Source organism: Halobacteriovorax sp. DA5 (assembly GCF_002903145.1).
Classification (GTDB): domain Bacteria; phylum Bdellovibrionota; class Bacteriovoracia; order Bacteriovoracales; family Bacteriovoracaceae; genus Halobacteriovorax_A.
On sequence record NZ_PPDJ01000008.1, the window covers coordinates 293,438 to 307,625 of the forward strand.

At 34.1% G+C, this 14,188-nt stretch carries 18 protein-coding genes; 11 read left to right on the top strand and 7 right to left on the bottom strand.

Features of this window, described 5'->3' with window-relative positions:
- The 4 genes from C0Z22_RS12205 to C0Z22_RS12220 form a co-directional block, all read right to left on the bottom strand.
- Positions 1-1,143, bottom strand: a complete 1,143-nt coding sequence (locus C0Z22_RS12205; protein WP_368667188.1) for an acyl-CoA dehydrogenase family protein — start codon at positions 1,141-1,143, stop codon at positions 1-3.
- 111 nt (positions 1,144-1,254) lie between these two features.
- Positions 1,255-1,722: a 2-amino-4-hydroxy-6-hydroxymethyldihydropteridine diphosphokinase gene (gene folK, locus C0Z22_RS12210; protein WP_103218651.1), complete on the bottom strand. Its 468-nt coding sequence runs from the start codon at positions 1,720-1,722 to the stop codon at positions 1,255-1,257.
- A complete protein-coding gene (locus tag C0Z22_RS12215; protein ID WP_158246916.1) occupies positions 1,722-1,919 on the bottom strand; it encodes a hypothetical protein in 198 nt (65 codons plus the stop codon). Before C0Z22_RS12215 ends, folK begins: the two co-directional genes overlap by 1 nt.
- Positions 1,909-2,856, bottom strand: a complete 948-nt coding sequence (locus C0Z22_RS12220) for a hypothetical protein (RefSeq protein WP_146037887.1) — start codon at positions 2,854-2,856, stop codon at positions 1,909-1,911. Before C0Z22_RS12220 ends, C0Z22_RS12215 begins: the two co-directional genes overlap by 11 nt.
- A gap of 120 nt (positions 2,857-2,976) precedes the next feature.
- Between C0Z22_RS12220 and C0Z22_RS12225 the strand changes: the two genes are divergently transcribed.
- The 4 genes from C0Z22_RS12225 to C0Z22_RS12240 all read left to right on the top strand — a co-directional run bounded on the left by C0Z22_RS12225 (position 2,977) and on the right by C0Z22_RS12240 (position 6,233).
- A complete protein-coding gene (locus tag C0Z22_RS12225; RefSeq protein WP_103218654.1) occupies positions 2,977-3,636 on the top strand; it encodes a LysM peptidoglycan-binding domain-containing protein in 660 nt (219 codons plus the stop codon).
- A gap of 70 nt (positions 3,637-3,706) precedes the next feature.
- The gene (locus tag C0Z22_RS12230) at positions 3,707-4,459 is read left to right on the top strand and encodes a hypothetical protein (RefSeq protein WP_103218655.1); all 753 of its coding nucleotides are present in this window, start codon (positions 3,707-3,709) and stop codon (positions 4,457-4,459) included.
- 12 nt (positions 4,460-4,471) lie between these two features.
- On the top strand, positions 4,472-5,413 hold the full coding sequence (locus C0Z22_RS12235) for a phosphotransferase (RefSeq protein WP_103218656.1): 942 nt from the start codon (positions 4,472-4,474) through the stop codon (positions 5,411-5,413).
- A complete protein-coding gene (locus tag C0Z22_RS12240; protein WP_103218657.1) occupies positions 5,406-6,233 on the top strand; it encodes a sugar phosphate nucleotidyltransferase in 828 nt (275 codons plus the stop codon). Before C0Z22_RS12235 ends, C0Z22_RS12240 begins: the two co-directional genes overlap by 8 nt.
- On the opposite strand, the gene C0Z22_RS16395 is transcribed toward C0Z22_RS12240, so the two are convergent.
- Positions 6,221-6,409, bottom strand: coding sequence for a DUF362 domain-containing protein (locus C0Z22_RS16395; RefSeq protein ID WP_103218658.1), 189 nt, complete (start codon positions 6,407-6,409; stop codon positions 6,221-6,223). The genes C0Z22_RS12240 and C0Z22_RS16395 overlap by 13 nt on opposite strands.
- Positions 6,410-6,495: 86 nt before the next feature.
- On the opposite strand from C0Z22_RS16395, the gene C0Z22_RS15925 reads away from it, so the two are divergent.
- From C0Z22_RS15925 to C0Z22_RS12260, 3 genes are read left to right on the top strand one after another with little or no spacing between them, the layout of a single operon-like run.
- Positions 6,496-7,152: a hypothetical protein gene (locus C0Z22_RS15925; RefSeq protein ID WP_146037888.1), complete on the top strand. Its 657-nt coding sequence runs from the start codon at positions 6,496-6,498 to the stop codon at positions 7,150-7,152.
- Between the two features lie 18 nt (positions 7,153-7,170).
- Complete coding sequence (locus tag C0Z22_RS12255) at positions 7,171-7,608, top strand: hypothetical protein (RefSeq protein ID WP_103218660.1); 438 nt, start codon at positions 7,171-7,173, stop codon at positions 7,606-7,608.
- A gap of 30 nt (positions 7,609-7,638) precedes the next feature.
- On the top strand, positions 7,639-7,983 hold the full coding sequence (locus C0Z22_RS12260; RefSeq protein ID WP_103218661.1) for a hypothetical protein: 345 nt from the start codon (positions 7,639-7,641) through the stop codon (positions 7,981-7,983).
- 14 nt (positions 7,984-7,997) lie between these two features.
- On the opposite strand, the gene C0Z22_RS12265 is transcribed toward C0Z22_RS12260, so the two are convergent.
- Positions 7,998-8,831 (bottom strand): TIM barrel protein, encoded by an 834-nt coding sequence (locus C0Z22_RS12265; RefSeq protein WP_103218662.1) that lies wholly within the window; start codon positions 8,829-8,831, stop codon positions 7,998-8,000.
- Positions 8,832-9,039: 208 nt separating this feature from the next.
- Here C0Z22_RS12265 and C0Z22_RS12270 point away from each other — a divergent pair, with 208 nt between their 5' ends.
- The 4 genes from C0Z22_RS12270 to lspA are packed head-to-tail and all read left to right on the top strand — an operon-like array spanning position 9,040 to position 13,683.
- A complete protein-coding gene (locus C0Z22_RS12270; protein ID WP_146037889.1) occupies positions 9,040-9,798 on the top strand; it encodes a hypothetical protein in 759 nt (252 codons plus the stop codon).
- Positions 9,795-11,672: an ATP-binding protein gene (locus C0Z22_RS12275; RefSeq protein WP_103218664.1), complete on the top strand. Its 1,878-nt coding sequence runs from the start codon at positions 9,795-9,797 to the stop codon at positions 11,670-11,672. The genes C0Z22_RS12270 and C0Z22_RS12275 overlap by 4 nt, the downstream gene beginning before the upstream one ends.
- An 11-nt stretch (positions 11,673-11,683) precedes the next feature.
- Positions 11,684-13,186 (top strand): sigma-54 dependent transcriptional regulator, encoded by a 1,503-nt coding sequence (locus C0Z22_RS12280; RefSeq protein WP_103218665.1) that lies wholly within the window; start codon positions 11,684-11,686, stop codon positions 13,184-13,186.
- Positions 13,183-13,683: a signal peptidase II gene (gene lspA, locus C0Z22_RS12285; RefSeq protein ID WP_103218666.1), complete on the top strand. Its 501-nt coding sequence runs from the start codon at positions 13,183-13,185 to the stop codon at positions 13,681-13,683. Before C0Z22_RS12280 ends, lspA begins: the two co-directional genes overlap by 4 nt.
- A 2-nt stretch (positions 13,684-13,685) precedes the next feature.
- Here the strand turns inward: lspA and C0Z22_RS12290 are convergent, their stop codons facing one another.
- Positions 13,686-14,126 (bottom strand): 4Fe-4S dicluster domain-containing protein, encoded by a 441-nt coding sequence (locus tag C0Z22_RS12290; RefSeq protein ID WP_103218667.1) that lies wholly within the window; start codon positions 14,124-14,126, stop codon positions 13,686-13,688.
- Between the last annotated feature and the right edge of the window lie 62 nt (positions 14,127-14,188).

The window sequence follows — 14,188 nt, forward strand, 5'->3', positions numbered from 1 at the left end:
TTAGCTCCTTGTAAAAATTTCTTTAGCAATAACTAATCTTTGTATTTGTGAAGTGCCTTCATATATTTGAATGAGTTTGGCGTCTCTCATTATTTTTTCAACTGGATATTCTTTACTATAACCGTAGCCACCAAATACTTGTACAGCATCAGTTGCTACTTTCATAAACATATCAGCGGCTTTAGCTTTTGAGTATGATGAAAGTTCTGGATTTGGTTTTCCATTATCAATTGACCACGCAGCCTTTTGAACAAGTAGTCGAGCTGCTTCAATTTCAATTCCCATGTCGGCGATCATCATTTGAATGGCCTGATGACGAGATAGTGGAACACCAAATTGTACTCTCTCCCCAGCATACTTAACCGCATGATCCATAGCACATTGAGCTCCACCTACTGCGGAACTCGCAACCATAGGTCTAGAGTGATTTAATGTTGCCATTGCAATTGGCCAACCTTGACCAAGACCACCTAAAATATTCTCTTTTGGAACTTTTACGTTTGTAAAAGTCACTGCTCTAGTATCAGAACAACGATGTCCCATTTTATTTTCTTTTTCACCAAGCTCAATTCCCTCGGACTTTCCATCAATAACAAGTGCCGTAATACCTTTGTGCTTAAGTGTTGTATCAGTTGTTGCATAGACAACAAAAAGATCTGCATATCCTGCATTTGTGATCCACATCTTATTTCCATTTAATAAGTAGTGATCTCCACTTTCTTTTATAGTTGTTTTGATACCCGCTGCATCTGACCCATAGCCTGGTTCTGTTAAGCAGAAAGCTGCAATTTTATAATCTTCAGTAAAAGGAGTTAAAAATCTCTTTTTTTGTTCTTCATTCCCACCAATAACAATTGGTAGAAGTGCAAGATCATTTGCCATGATTGCGGTATTCATTCCTAGACAGCCATAGGCAAGAGCTTCAGTAATGATCATTGAATCAATAGTAGAAAAACCTGCACCACCATATTCAGCTGGAATACAAGTATTAACTAAACCAAGCTCCCAAGCTTTGCGAAGAATGTCCAAAGGCATCTGTGCCTTTTCATCATATTCGCCAGCTTTAGGCATCATCTCATTTTTTGCAAATTTCATTGCAAGTTCACGAATTTCTTTTTGCTCGGAAGTTAATTCAAAGTTGATCATGATGGAACCTATTGTTCTAAAGATAATGTGACATTATTATAGATAGTTTTTCAGTATTTAGTAAATAGGTAATAAAGGCTTAAGATAGTGTAATAAAACACCTTGGTACTATTTGAGTGGTGTTGCATCATTATGCTTCAATTCAGCAATTTCAAAATATGATTTGTATTCGCTATAGCTCGGTAAATCCTTCAAGGGCTCGAGCACAAAGCTTCTATTTCTAAATTCTTTATGGGGTATAATTAAGTTCTTTGATTCATATTTTAATTTATCAATAAAAATAATATCGATATCAATCTCTCTAGGGCCCCAGTGATAGCGTCGTTTGCGACCAAGTTTATTTTCGATTTCTTTTGCTATGTGCAAAAGAGCTTCTGGCTCTATGTTTTGGGATGTCTCAATTTCAAGAGCAATATTATAAAAATTTGGCTGATCTTGTGGCCCGTATGGTGGGGTTTCGAAAATCCTACTAATAAATGATTTGGCATCTAGGGCCAATTCGATTTCTTTAGTTGCGCTAAGAAGAATCTCTTCTTTATTATTTAAATTTGAGCCGAGACTGAAGATTATTTTCATTAGTTCGAAGACTTTTTAGATTCTTTTTTTGAATCTTCATCTGAGCTTTTAGATTTAAGCTGTGACTTAGGTCTTAGTACTTTTTTATTTTGCTCAATGAATGAAGGAAAGTTATCATTCTTTGGCTTGGGAGCAGTTTTTACACCACAAGAAGTTAGTGCAAAAGTAGTAAAAAATAATAAAAACTTAGAACTCAAGTGCAAGACCTACTCCCATTACATCTGTTCCAATATCAACCCTTAAAAACCATCCAGGTACTAATCTTTTAAATCCTGTTGCACCAAAAACAAACTCATCTTGCTCAACACTTGCAACGAGGTCAAGTTCTCTTTGGGCTTGGTCTGAACCAACTTTAGAAACGTCACCAGCACCAGGACTATCAGCAGTTGCAAATTTATATCCAACATATGGCATAAATACTGTGTATAAAGGACCTTCAAATGAGTACTTTGCTCTGAAGATATACTGATTTACTGCTGTATCTATATCATCTGCAGGGAAAGCACGAATAAGATGACGACCAATAAAGCCTTCGATCCAAATATTTTTTTCAACTTGAAAAGACCATGCGGCATTATATTGAGTATTTGTATCTTGCTTTCCGGCAGTGTTAAATCCATCCACAAGACCGATACCAACAGAGGCGATATTATCATTTTTAATGACACCTGTTTGTTGACTTTCATCACCATACAAGTCTTCCTCTAGTAATGTCGTATCATCATAAAGAGATTCTGAATCAGTGATTTTAAATTGATCATCTTGATTGTCAGCGGGCTTACCGTAAGCTGAGTCATCGCCACGTAAGATTTGAACATCTTGGTTTACAAAGAAATTTTTAAATAATTCTTCATCGTACACTTTTGTGACTTTAACAGCTGCTTGATTCTCTTCTTGTTTCGGAACAACTCCACGTGCAACAGGTACCTTATTTATTAAGATAGTAATGTAGTCACCTTTTGCGAAGCTATCTTGACTATTACTGACAAGAATAATTCTTTTGGTTCCAGAAATTTTCAATAGCTTTTCATTAGCTAGTTCAAAATTAGCTGCATTTGAGAAATCATTAACCGCACTTTGAGAAAGAGCAGTAGTTGATAAAAATAGTAAGAATAGGATCATTATATTCTTCATACGGAAAAATTGTACATCGCATGAAGAAATTAGTCTAGGCGGTTAAAATTTAAATATCTATTTAAAAGTAACCGAAGGGAATTACATATAATTGTTACTATTTAAAAGGGGTAATATACCATGAAGAAGATATTCTTATTATTATTAGTTTCGGCACTAACTTTCACTTCATGTTCAAACAATGAAAAGAAAGAAGGGGAAGTAGCAGCGGCTGAACAATCTGAAGAGATTTCAATTGATGATTCTGACTTCGTTGTTGATGCGAATGAAGATCTAAATCAACTAGAAGAAGCAACAATGCAACCGACCGATGAATCAGTTGCTGTTCTTGGAAGTGAAGCACCATCACCAACAGATGAAATTCTTCTTGAAGAAAATGTAGCTTTAGAAAAAGATGTTATTGTAACTGCATCTGATTACTATGAAGTTCAAAAAGGTGAAACACTAATGTGGATTGCTTTTAAGCTATATGGTGACTATAGAAAGTGGCGTGATATCCAAGCGATGAATCAAGAAGCTTTAGCCGATGGTCTTCAAGCAGGAGATAAAATCAAATATCAAAGTGGACAATTTAATTGGAATCCAGTTGGACTACCTCACTTAATTAGAAGAGGAGAAACACTTGGTGTTATTTCTCAAGATAAGTATGGAACACCGGCCAAGTGGAGATCAATCTGGGATAATAATAGAGATATGATTAAAGATCCAAATCTAATCTTTGCAGGTTTTACACTTTATTATGTTCCTGAGGAAAGAGATGTTGCTTCCGAGTCTATGTAATTCATGTATAATAGATTAATTATATAAAGCTCTCATAACGAGAGCTTTTTTATTTTTTACCTAATAGAAGATGAAAATTTTAATTCTACTAACACTATTTAGTTTCACGTCTTGTACTTATCTTTATAAAAAAGATAATGATTATCCATACAACTATCAGGATACGTTTACATCTCAAGATTATCTGACGCACCTTGAAGGAATAGCAGAACTTTTCATCAAAAATAATAAGGTAAGAAAGCCAAATAGAAGATCATTACGATACTTGAATACAATTGCAAAAGAACTTTATTTAAATAATCAAGGGCTCTTTCAAAAAGACGATTTTGGTATCAATTTTTATATTGTTGATGACAATAGGAATTTCTACTTCTCCCTTCCAAAAAATAACGTTTTTATGTCTCGTGGTTTACTTAAAAATTATATGAATAGTGAGAATATTTTCGTGGCCGTTCTCTTAGGAGAATTGATAAGAAGTAAAATTGGCATCTATGAGAAGAAAAAACTGATTCCACTAAATTCTTACACTATCGATGATATGATTCGTATTAATAATTTAGACTTGAATGCTAAAAGAGACTTAAATAATTTGGTCTACGAAGTATTGATCAAATCTGGATACGATCCAGAGGCACGACTTCTTTGGCTCCAGACTCTAAACCGTCAATCGATTAGTTTTAGTGTGCAAGGTGTACACTCACATGAGCTTTCGAAAGAAGAATTTTTACTTAAAAATTATATGGTTAATAGTGGAGAGGATGAGAATTTAATTTTTGAAAAAAACTCATCTCGTCTATTCTATTATTTCAAAGAAAGTATCTAAAGAGTAAATAGGATGAATAAAGAATCAATTGTAAATAAGTTAGAAAATGTTGGTTATTATACTGAAGATAGTAAACTGCAGAAATTGTCAGGTGATGCTTCTAGCCGTGAGTACTATCGTTTAAATCACGAGAATAATACATATGTAGTGTGTGTTGAGATTTCAAATGGCCAACAAAGTTGTGACTTCAACACTGTCACAAATAATATTTTAAGTGATATTAAAACACCTAAGATTCTATTCTACGATCCTGAGTTTTCAATCCTTATTCTAGAAGATATTGGAAGTATTTCGTTAAAAGATTTTTATCTTTCTTCAGGACTTTCTAAGCATGTAGAAGCTGTAGGCGATATTAAAAAATATCAAAATATGCCACTTGAGTTTTGCATGGGAAGAGACTTTGATCGTGAAAAAATTGGTTTCGAATTTGATTTAGCATGCAATTATTTTCTACAGCAACATTTAGGAGTTGAACTAAATAATGATGAAAGTTTACTTCTTAAAGAAGTGAGAGAATACATCATTAACTATTATGAATCTCATAAGGAAGTTGTTTGTCATCGCGATTATCACTCAAATAATCTTTATGTTAAGGATGGTGTTCTATTCCATATTGACTATCAAGACATGAGGGTTGGCCCAAAAATGTATGATTTAGTTTCACTTGTGGACGACTGTTATATTAATTTCTCTGACGCCGAGAAAGAGAAGTTATTATTAAGTTATGATAATGACTTTTATAATAAGTACAAAAATGATTATCATATTGTGCAAATTCAAAGAACTTTTAAGGCCCTTGGAAGTTTCGCCTATTTAAATATCGATAAAAAGAAAGATAATTACCTACAATTCATCCCTGTAAACTTAGAGAAGCTCATTAATACTTGTAAAACGAGTACAATTGAAAAGTTTAATGATTTCGCAAAAATTTTAGAGCGAGGTTTGAATGATTAAAACTTGCTTTATTGCTAGTGCTGGTTTTGGCACACGCATGGGAAATCTAGGAAAAATAATACCTAAACCTTTATGGCCATTTTTCAATCTACGTCTGCTGGATTTACAAGTAGCTTATGCAAAAATGTTAGGTTGTAATAATATCTATATAAATTCTCACCATTGTCATGACGAAATGCTAGTTTGGGCAAAAGATAAGGATGTTGTCTTACTACATGAACCAGATATCTTAGGTAGCGGTGGCTGTATTCATAATTTGAAGAAGCATATTGATGATGAGGTTATATTCATTATTAATTCTGATCAATTTTATTTTTTTGATTTTGAGCAGATTCAAAATGATGTTGAACGAATGTTATCTGCTAATGCGATTGCTCACTTATATGCAATTGAAGTTGATAAAGATGCTTCTTACAACGAGACTAAAGTTATTGATGGAAAGCTTACAAGTATTTCACCTCATGATGCTGATCGTAATTATTTAACTTACTCAGGTGTTGGTATATTAGATTTAAGAAAGATTCCACTGGTTGAAGGTGAATCATCTTTCTTCAAAACGGTAGCGGACTATAATAATAAAACAGTCCATATGAGCCTTCCTAAAAACCCAGTGTTTCTCGACTTGGGTACACTGGACAAGTATATTGATGTAATTTCAGACCTTGAAAAGCTTCCAGCTGTGGTTAAAAAATTTGTTGCCTCTATCGAGGAACTTGAAGGAACTGATTTTAGATCGACATCGATAATGGATTGGCTTGGTGTTCGATTTGATTTCGATTCGAGAATTATTACTTATAAGGAAAAAGATTATTCTTTCTGAGTAACTTCTTTTATACAGTCGACAGGGCAAACAAGTATACATGCGTTACACAACGTACAGGCCCAAGGTTCTATTGTGTACTTACCTTTATCCATAAAAATTGCCTTTTCTGGACAGATAAGCCTGCAGTTATCACACTCTATACAACGTGAAGAAATTTCGAGATAATAATCCATATATTAATTATAACAAATTTTAAAATTTAAGGTAATAAGTGCACAATTCTGACACTCTGACATTCAAATTGCTAAATATTCTGTTTGTGGTATTTTCGCTGTTTTTCCTACATACGTGTTATTCACTTGATGCAGATGTTTCAGCAATTGACTTGAATCGTTTTATCGGAATTGTTACGACCTATAAAATTACAACTGCCTTAGCTATATTTTTAATTTTTAAGATTCTCTACATGGGAGAACTTACTGTAGTGGTTCTGTCGGTCTTTGTTTTAAATATCTTTTATAAGGTATTTTCATTATTCCTAGTGGAGTACGACAAGATTATACTTTTGATGGCGGTAATCTTTTTATTAGTTTCATATAATATGATTCTTCTTTTGAAGGAAGAGCTTGGACAAGCAATCTTCAAACCAATTTTTACAAAAGAAAATTTTAATTTCGACGGCTTTTGTTCTCTTGAAGGAAATGTATATCTTTCGTCAGGCTCTTGTTTACCTGTTAAAATTTCTAACTGTGATGATAAAGGAATTGTAATCTACACAAGTGAAAAAATATCTAAGGGTGAAAAGTTAGAATTTGAGTTAGAATATGAAGGTAGAAAATTTGTTGATAACTTTTGTGTTGAGCTCGTTTACCCTAACGGCTATGGATTAAAATTATTATCAAAGTCAGAAAATAATAATTACAACTGGATTACACTTTATAATATTCTGAAACGAAGAGGAATTGTTTCATTATAATCTAGGAAGGAACTCTAAATGTTTAAGTATCTAATCATTGCATTACTTTTTATTTCATGTAACTCAAATAAGTCTCCTGAAGGAGTGCTAACTGCATTTATCGAGAAAAGACTGAATGATGAAATTAAAGTTGATGAGCTTAAAGATTACCTTACTGGTACATTACTTGAAGAATATACTCAGGCACTAACTGAGGACGCGAAGAAGCTCAATGAAATGTCTAATTTCAAGAAATCTAGACTTTCGATTGTCTATAAGAACTGCTCGGGGGATGAGTGTTCAATCACTTATTCAGTGGCCTATGATGATGAGGCCACGGATGGTAAGACAAAACAAGATGTTTCGATCTCTGTTAAGAAGATTGCTCTTATTATTAAGAAGGATGATAAGTGGTTGATTTCAGATATCAGTGATGTGAAGTCTTTTTACGAGTTTAAAGAAACAGACGCTCGTTAAGATATCTTCGAACTTACCGATAAGTAAGTCGTGAAAAGTAGCAAAATATTAGATCTTTCTTTCGATAAACTGGTTGGTGAAACTTTCAACTTAACTGAAAGTGCCAACTCTAATGCTCATCAACTAAATTATATTTCAGAAATAAAGTCTTATCGTCTCTGGATCGGTGGTACTTTCATAGATTTTCCACAAGGACTTTCATTTATTAATGACTTGAAAATAAGCAGTTTTCTTGAACTTAAACTTTATGATAAAGCCCTTAATGATGGCCTAAAAGAAGTTCTTCAAACACATGATGACTTAGTTGTTTATATGATGGATGAAAATATTTATATCGAAACTAAAGATTTTGAAGAGATAAAAAAAGCGGCTTAAAAGCCGCTTTTTTTTTATAGTGAATTGTAGTAATTTTTAAGCATTAATGCATCGTCTTCTAGGTTTGGTGAGTTACAGATCATGTATCCACCACAACCATTCTTCTTAAGAGACTTTAGAAGATCTTTCCAGTTAAAGTCAGATTTCTCTAGGTTAAGGTGTTTAAGATCACCTTTAGAGTTAGTGCTAATACCTGAAATATGGATGTGCATATTTTTAACTGAATCTTCACCAAGTTCTTCTTTAAGTTTATTGATTACTTCATCAAACTCTTCTTCAGAGTTGTACTGGTTAGTACGTGCATATAAGTGAGAGAAGTCCATACATGGGCGACAAGAGTCTACGTTCTTAGTTAGGCTGATAAGCTCTTCTAAAGAACCAAACTGTGAAGTCTTTCCTGTAAGCTCTGGACGAAGCTCAATCTCAATATCAAGTCTGCTTAATCTTTCTTCGATTACATTCATCGACTTTTCAACTAGGTCGAAAACATCATATGGAGAATCTTTCATGTAGAAAGCTGCGTGGAAAGTCATTGATTCTGCACCACAAAGGTCAGAAATCTTAGCTGTTTGGATGATTCTTTCAACAGAAGAATCAATTTTATCCTGCTCTCTAGCATTTAGGTTGATATAGTATGGGCCGTGAGAAGTTAATGGAACGCCTAGCTCATATGATACTTTTCTTAGATTTGAAGAAACTTCTTCCTTCATTCTTACGCCGTGTGCAAACTCGAGTTGCATACAATCAAGTCCAAGTTCGTGAATTCTTTTAACACCTTCTACTGGATTGTTCTTTTTAACTGTAGAATTAGGAACACCTGCTGTACCAAAAAGTAGCTTAGTATGCATTCAAAATACCCCTTCTGCTTATATTTAAAACGTTAATGCCTTGTGTATCACAATTACGGAATCCACAATAGGTGCGCTGCGAAATTATATATCAATCGCTTCATATATATCTGCTTTTGTCTATCTGTGATTCAGATGACTTATAGCCGTATTTTGGATTTGGGTCTATAATTAGAGAATATCTTGTAAAAAAAATAGGGACAAAATTTTGTTTAGTGTATTAATTTCATATTTATTAAGTCTTTTTATCGTCTTTATTCAGGTATTTTTCCTGGCCGGTGGATTCATTGTCTTCAGTACAAATCTCCACATTTCGAGTTCGGTAGCATTGGCGACATTAATCTATGTAATTTCGTTTACTTACATCATACCTTCCATTGTGCTGTCTAAGCTAAACCCAATAAGATTAGATAACAAAGAACATGTGGCCATTTTTAATAAAATAAATGGACTTCACTTTAGAGGCAATAAGGGAAGATTGAAGTTTTTTGAGAGTAAAAATGCTCCTTTCTTTATGATGGGAAGCTTGCTTGGTTCTGGTTATGTGATCATCAACTCAGCTATCATAAAGAATTTATCGCCATCTGAAATGGATAAGTACCTTGAGGCTGAACTTAGTTTCAATGAGACAATTAATGCAAAGATACTAACTCACATCTTAGTGGTTCTTTTGTTTTGGCGTACGATTTTTAATTGGGTGTTCAAGTTGGCAAGAGCTGAAGCCGTTTTCCGTTATATGTTTGTGGTACCTCGAAGATTATTTAATCGCCTTTCAAATAGTTTTAAAGAATATCACTTTAAAAAGAATGAGAGTGTCGATATGAGAGGAGTTGCTCAGAAGGTAATTTACCTTGAGAATGCGATGATTAATGTTGTGCATTTTAATGTCGCTTCAACAACAATGTGGTCAATTCTACGTACTCCAGATGCTATGGATGAGCGATTTCATCAAAGTGAGTTACTATGAAGAACTTTTTTAAGTACTTCAGAGAATTAGATTTTACAAAATATTACCCAGCGCTTTTTACAGTCGTCTTCTTGTCTGTTTTATTTCAGTATAAGTTTCAATCTATTGAAGCAATCTTTTATGATCTAAGACTAAAGCTAGATATGACTCTCGTTCACGATGATAATATCGTTCTCATTAAGATTGATGAAGAGAGTGATGAGTTTCTTGGCGAGAGTTATCCTTATACCTATACAACTTATCTAAAGCTTTTTAGGAAAGTCTTAAAGGATAAACCAGCAATTATAAATTTCTTTGGAGATCTCTCTGCTCCATTAAATGAAAGAGAGGCAGCGTCTCTTCAATTGCTTCATGATGAAATTAAAGATTATATGAAGCAAGGTGGACTTTATCGTTATGGGACAGAATTAGATTCTTGGGGAGAGCGTCTTCCTCCACAAGAATTAAGAGACTTAGGATATTCTCCAGCAGTTGTGAATATTGATAGTAAGCTCTTTGCTAAAGATGATGTCGTTAGAAGAATGGTTCTCAATATTTCAGGTGAAGAGACTCTTGATTTTTGGACTGCTAATGAATGGCGAATAATTAATAATGAAGAACCACTTGTTTTAAATAAGCTTAAGAGTGCTTACTATATGCCAGAAGCTGATGCTAGCTTCAGCTTATTTCGTTATCCATTACGAACACTAGAGCACTTAGAAAAACTACCTGTTCACAGAGTTGTTGTTGGAAATATTCCAAGTGGCTACTTTAATGGAAAAGTTGTTTTAATTGGCCCTGCCTATATTTCGAATTTGAGACATTATGCAAAGACTCCATTTGATAAAGATCAGAAGAGAACTTCGAAATTAGAAATCCATGCCAATATGACAAAAGCATTAATGGAGAATCAATTAATTTATTCAATACCTCTTTGGGTGACTAAAATTCTTTCGATGTTAATTGGTGTCATTCTTTCAATTGTTATATCTAGAATTCAGCCAGCTAAAGGACTTCTTATTACGTTTGGGATTATTGTTGGAACAGTTCTCTTTTCATATTTAATCTTTTTACTCTTTGGACTTTGGCTTTATATTACGCATATCTTATTAACAGTGTTTGTCGTTTACTATATTTGGGTACCATTTAGGGCGATTGGTGAGTATCAACGTCGTTATAAGATTCAAGAAGAAACAAAGCTACTTAAGAGAGTTGAAAACTTAAAGCAAAACTTTATTTCGTTAATGAGTCATGACCTGAAGACACCGGTAGCCAAAATTGCAGGTGTTGCTGATAATATGCTGCAAAGAAATCGTGGTGGTGAAACCTACATGCACGATGGACTAAAAACTATTATTGATTCAACAAAAGAACTTAATAATTTTATCACTTCAATTTTAGACCTTACAAAAGTTGAGTCTCGAAATATCTCTCTTAATCTACAAAGTAAGGATGTTAATAAAATTATTGAAGATTGCGTAAATAGCTTAATGTACCTGGCGCGTTCAAAAGAGATGTCAATTGAGACAGAGCTCGGACCACTATTTCCAATTGAGATTGATGTTAGTCTCGTTAATCGTATTGTTTCTAATATTGTTGAAAACTCGATTAAATATGCTGGTGAAGGTAAGACAATTAATATAAAGACTTGGGACGATGATACTTGGGTCTATATTGAAATTTCAGACAATGGTGTTGGTATGGGCCAAGACGATGTCGATAATATATTTGAGAAGTTTTATCGGGTTAAAAATGATGCGTCCCATATTATTAAGGGGAGCGGTCTAGGTCTTTATCTGGTAAAATATTTCGTAGAACTTCATGGTGGTGAGATTTCTGTAACTTCATCACTTGGAGAAGGAACAAGTTTTCTAATTAAATTTTTGAATAAATAAATGGAGTGCATATGCATAAGGTTTTAGTTGTCGATGATGATAAAGTTTTACAAACCTCAGTAAGAGAGGCGTTGGAATTTCATCACTTTGCAGTTGATGTTGCCGACAACGGGAAAGAGGCGTTAAGTGCTGTTTATAAGACTAAGTATGATCTAGTTGTTATGGACGTGAACATGCCTGAAATGGATGGTATTGAAGCGTTAACAGAGATTAAGAAACATGATCCTTCAGTAATTGTTATTATCTTAACTGCGTATTCAAATGTTACTGATGCGGTAAAGGTCGTAAAAGAAGGCGCTTATAATTACCTTGAAAAGCCGATCAGCTCAGACAATCTTGTTTCATTGATTAAGCGTGCCCTTAAAGCAAGATCACTTGTTGAAACAGTTGGTTTCTCGGCTCCAGTTTTATCACTTGGTGATACAAAAAATAAATTTGTTGGTGAATCAGATGTTATGCAGAAGGTTTTCAATGTTATTGGAAAGCTTGCGCAAGTAAACACTCCGGTTTTAATTCGAGGTGAGTCTGGTACAGGTAAAGAGCTTGTTGCTCGTGCAATTCACTATAATGGTCCAAGAAAAGATGAAAAATTTGTAACGATTAACTTGGCAGCTATTCCTGAAAACTTAATAGAGTCAGAATTATTTGGTCACGAAAAAGGTGCATTTACTGGTGCTAACGAAAGAAAAATCGGTAAGTTTCAATTTGCTGATGGTGGAACTCTTTTCTTAGATGAGATCGGTGATGTTTCACCAACGATGCAAGTTAAACTACTGCGCGTTCTTCAAGAAGGTACCTTCACTCCTGTCGGTTCAAATAGAGAGATTAAAGCTGATGTTCGTGTAATTGCAGCTTCACACAAACCATTTGAAAAGATGATTGAAGAAGGAACATTTAGAGAAGACTTATTCTACCGTTTAAATGTTCTTCCTGTATATCTTCCTCCGTTAAGAGAGAGAAACTCAGATATTCCTCATCTTGTTGAATACTACGTTAAGTATTTTAATAATGTTCATAATCTAGAAATTAGTGGACTTGATGAAGAAGCAATGAAGATTATGCAAGGTCATGATTGGCCAGGTAATATTCGTGAGCTTAGAAATGTTATCGAGCATGCTTTCATTATTGAAAGTGGTGATATTATCAAAGCCAGCTCTTTACCAGATAAGATAAGAAAATCAGTTACAGTTGAAAATCTTGTCGAAGAATCTCAAGCTATTATTGATTACGATGAAATTAAGGACTCTGTTCTTACAGATGCGGGACAAGATGAACAATTAATTGCAAGTGCACAAGGTTATCAATTTGTTTTTGCAACTAATGAAGTTGACGGTGAGCTAAGGCTTAATTTTTCACAAGCTAAAGATATTTTTGAAAAAGAATTTATCATCCAGGCTTTAAAAATTAATAATGGAAAGATTAATCAAACAGCATTGAAAGCAAATATTCCTAAGAAGACACTTCTTAGAAAGATTGAAAAGTACGAGATTAACCCTAAGGAATTTTATAAATGAATCGAATTTGGCAAATGACATTACTTATTGTTGGAATTCTTTTCTTGGATCAATTTTCTAAGGGAGCAATTCAATCTAGTTTTAAGCTTGGGGAAACATTAACAGTTATTCCTGGCTTCTTTAATCTTACTTATGTGAAGAATCCTGGTGTAGCTTTTGGAATGGGGAGTGAGTTTCCTGACGTAGTTAGAATGATTCTTTTTAAAATCCTGCCGGTAATTGCATGTCTTTGGTTTGTCTATTTAATCTGGGACTCAAGAAAGAAAAGTTATATGCTTTGTTTAGCTTATTCAATGATCTTCGCTGGAGCTGTTGGAAATCTTATTGATCGTATCTCATTAGATTACGTCGTCGATATGTTTGATTTCTATTATAAGGGATGGCACTTTGCTGCTTTCAACGTGGCAGATGCTTCAATATCTGTAGCAGCAGGTATATATATTGTTGATTATTTTTTAACTGAAGTTCGTGGAAATAAAAAGAGTGCTAAAGCCTAGGCTTAAGCACTCTCTTCTTCTGTATTTGTTTCTTCACTTGGTTTTTCTTTTGTAATTCCAAATTCGCTGTGTAGCTCGTTAAGAGACTCTTCTGAAACATAGAGTTCTGACTTAAGAGTTTCACGTCCCCAAATTGCAAAAGCATCATTGTGCTCATACATTGTAATCGTTTCCCAAGGACAGTCTTGAGAGCAGTTTTGACAACCAATACATCTAGCTAGGTCGATTTCAACTGTTTGATTGAATTGTGGGTTATTTGGATTTGGACCAGGTACTAGTTCAATTGAGTCTACTGGACAACCTTGGATACAGATTTCACATCCTGTACATCCTGACTGGTGAACAACAGCTAGTAGCTTAGGGCCCTTCTTACCTTTTCTCGCTGGCTTAAAGCGTGCCGAGTGGTAAGGATTCTCCACTAAAAATTTAACATCTTCGCTCATTAGCAATTCCTAATACTAAGTTAATTAGCAGTATTTTAACGTATTTCAACGCATCATAAAAG

Coding starts and splice junctions, on each gene's coding strand:
- folK (WP_103218651.1), bottom strand. CDS start 1,722: ATGAAAATAATCTTCAGTCTCGGCTCAAATTTAAATAATAAAGAAGAG.
- C0Z22_RS12220 (WP_146037887.1), bottom strand. CDS start 2,856: ATGAAGAATATAATGATCCTATTCTTACTATTTTTATCAACTACTGCT.
- C0Z22_RS12225 (WP_103218654.1), top strand. CDS start 2,977: ATGAAGAAGATATTCTTATTATTATTAGTTTCGGCACTAACTTTCACT.
- C0Z22_RS12230 (WP_103218655.1), top strand. CDS start 3,707: ATGAAAATTTTAATTCTACTAACACTATTTAGTTTCACGTCTTGTACT.
- C0Z22_RS12235 (WP_103218656.1), top strand. CDS start 4,472: ATGAATAAAGAATCAATTGTAAATAAGTTAGAAAATGTTGGTTATTAT.
- C0Z22_RS12240 (WP_103218657.1), top strand. CDS start 5,406: ATGATTAAAACTTGCTTTATTGCTAGTGCTGGTTTTGGCACACGCATG.
- C0Z22_RS16395 (WP_103218658.1), bottom strand. CDS start 6,409: ATGGATTATTATCTCGAAATTTCTTCACGTTGTATAGAGTGTGATAAC.
- C0Z22_RS12255 (WP_103218660.1), top strand. CDS start 7,171: ATGTTTAAGTATCTAATCATTGCATTACTTTTTATTTCATGTAACTCA.
- C0Z22_RS12265 (WP_103218662.1), bottom strand. CDS start 8,831: ATGCATACTAAGCTACTTTTTGGTACAGCAGGTGTTCCTAATTCTACA.
- C0Z22_RS12275 (WP_103218664.1), top strand. CDS start 9,795: ATGAAGAACTTTTTTAAGTACTTCAGAGAATTAGATTTTACAAAATAT.
- C0Z22_RS12280 (WP_103218665.1), top strand. CDS start 11,684: ATGCATAAGGTTTTAGTTGTCGATGATGATAAAGTTTTACAAACCTCA.
- lspA (WP_103218666.1), top strand. CDS start 13,183: ATGAATCGAATTTGGCAAATGACATTACTTATTGTTGGAATTCTTTTC.
- C0Z22_RS12290 (WP_103218667.1), bottom strand. CDS start 14,126: ATGAGCGAAGATGTTAAATTTTTAGTGGAGAATCCTTACCACTCGGCA.